A 1,823-nucleotide genomic window follows, 5' to 3' on the forward strand; every position below is an offset into this window, starting at 1 on the left:
GGGGGGTGTCCCTATGGTTTTCGTCAACCTGTCGGCGGCCGCACTCGTGGTGTGATTCCGATACGTTGGTTTGCGGTGAGGCAATCTGGCTGGAGGTCGCTGCATGGACTGGATGTTCTGGGTGCTGGGGCTGGTCGTCGGGGCGGTCGTTGTCGATCGTGTTGCGGTGTGGGCCGAAGGGCGGGGCTGGATCTACTGGCGTCACCGGCCCCGGAACGCCGGGGTGGGCCCGAGCGTCTTCGGTCAGGTGGAGTCGTTGCTGTCGCCGTCGTATCGGCATGTCGTGGAAGAAACTCGGGCCAAGCAAGTGCTGCGGGTCGACCAGACAGCCGGTGAGGGGAACGGGCAGGTTGTGATCGTGGCGCGCGGGGACCAGGAGGATTTTCGTTAGGGAGCGCTCGCCGTGACTGTGGGTGAATCTCGGTAGGGCTGTTTGGTTTTGAGCATGGCGTAGAGGACATCGCAGCGGCGGCGGGCCAGGCAGATGAGGGCGGCGTTGTGCTTCTTGCCCTCGGCGCGTTTGCGGGTGTAATAGGCGCGGCTGGCCGGGTCGTGCAGGGCAGCGAAGGCCGACAAGAACAGGGCGCGTTTGAGTTTGTGGTTGCCCGATCGGGCGGGGTGTTCGCCGCGGATCGAGCTGCCCGAGCGGTGGGTGATCGGGGCGATTCCGGCGTAGGAGGCTAGATGGCCGGCTGAGGCGAAGGCCGAGCCGTCGCCGACCTCGAGCAGGATGCGGGCTCCGGTCCTGACTCCGACGCCGGGCATCGAGGTCAGGACCTTGGCAAGAGGGTGATCATCGAGCATCCTCTCGATGTCCTCGGCGACTTGTTGTCGTTGCAGCAGAACCGTTTTCAACGAATCGGCGAGCTTGGGCAAGACGATCTCGGCGGCGTTGGAGCCGGGAACAACGACCGTCTGGGCGGGCAGTGCGGCCAGGATCTCCTCCACCAGGCGCGCGCCCATGCGTGGGGCATGGTTGGTGGCGATGGTGGTGAGTTTGCGTCGGCCAGCGGCGCGGATCCCTTCGGGACCGCCGCAACGAGACAGAATCTCCAGCACTGCCGGGTGCATGACGCGCGGTCCCAGCACTCGTTCGAGGGCGGGGTGGATGCTGGTCAGCAGGCCTCGGATGCGGTTGCTGGTGCGGGTCGCTTCACCGGCCAGGTCGTCGTCGAATCCGACCAGAACACCGAGCTCGGTGAGGGTTTCGTCGCCGGTGTCGACGCGGCGCAGCGTGTGTGGCATCGTGCGCGCGGCGTCGGCGATGATGTGCGCGTCGCGGGCATCGGTCTTGGCCTGGCCCGGATAGAGATCGGCGATTCGGCGCATCGACAGTCCGGGCAGATAGGCGACATCGTGGCCGCAGGCGCGAGCCACGGTGACCGGCAGCGCGCCGATGGTGTTGGGCTGGTCGACCACGATCAATAGCGGTCCGCGCGCGGCGAGCTGGTCGAACACCGCTCGTAGCCGGGACTCGTCGTTGGGCAGTGCCTTGTCGAACAACCTCTTGCCGGTCGTGTCGAGACCGACGGCGTGGTGTTCGCCTTTTCCCACGTCAATACCGCAGAACACGGCATACGCCTGTGTCACTTCGCAGTTCCTCATCGCGTCGAAAGCCCGTGAACGGCCGCCGATCAGAGCGTCAACGCCCGGCACCCACGTTACGAAGAGACCTACGAGCAGCCCTGTCCCCATCAGCGGTCCGTCGACGCCACCAAAACCCGGCGACACCACCCCCCGGATCATGAGAAAGACAGGGGGAATTAGTCATACCGGGCCTGGCGACCGTGGGCCCGTGTCAGGCCCACCAAGAAGGTAACGGG

2 protein-coding genes are annotated in these 1,823 nt (G+C 65.9%); one reads left to right on the plus strand and one right to left on the minus strand.

Annotated elements, in window-relative coordinates; translation table 11 throughout:
* The first annotated feature begins 103 nt into the window (after nucleotides 1-103).
* Nucleotides 104-391, plus strand: a complete 288-nt coding sequence (locus ABZ909_RS43560; RefSeq protein ID WP_357012365.1) for a hypothetical protein — start codon at nucleotides 104-106, stop codon at nucleotides 389-391.
* On the opposite strand, the gene ABZ909_RS43565 is transcribed toward ABZ909_RS43560, so the two are convergent.
* A complete protein-coding gene (locus ABZ909_RS43565) occupies nucleotides 388-1,590 on the minus strand; it encodes an IS110 family transposase (protein WP_357012367.1) in 1,203 nt (400 codons plus the stop codon). The genes ABZ909_RS43560 and ABZ909_RS43565 overlap by 4 nt on opposite strands.
* Nucleotides 1,591-1,823: the final 233 nt, after the last annotated feature.

This window comes from Nocardia sp. NPDC046763 (genome assembly GCF_040645495.1).
In the GTDB taxonomy this organism is placed as follows: domain Bacteria; phylum Actinomycetota; class Actinomycetes; order Mycobacteriales; family Mycobacteriaceae; genus Nocardia.

Bases quoted from the DNA above. Each gene is read 5' to 3' on its own strand.
- ABZ909_RS43560 (WP_357012365.1), top strand. From the start codon at position 104: ATGGACTGGATGTTCTGGGTGCTGGGGCTGGTCGTCGGGGCGGTCGTT.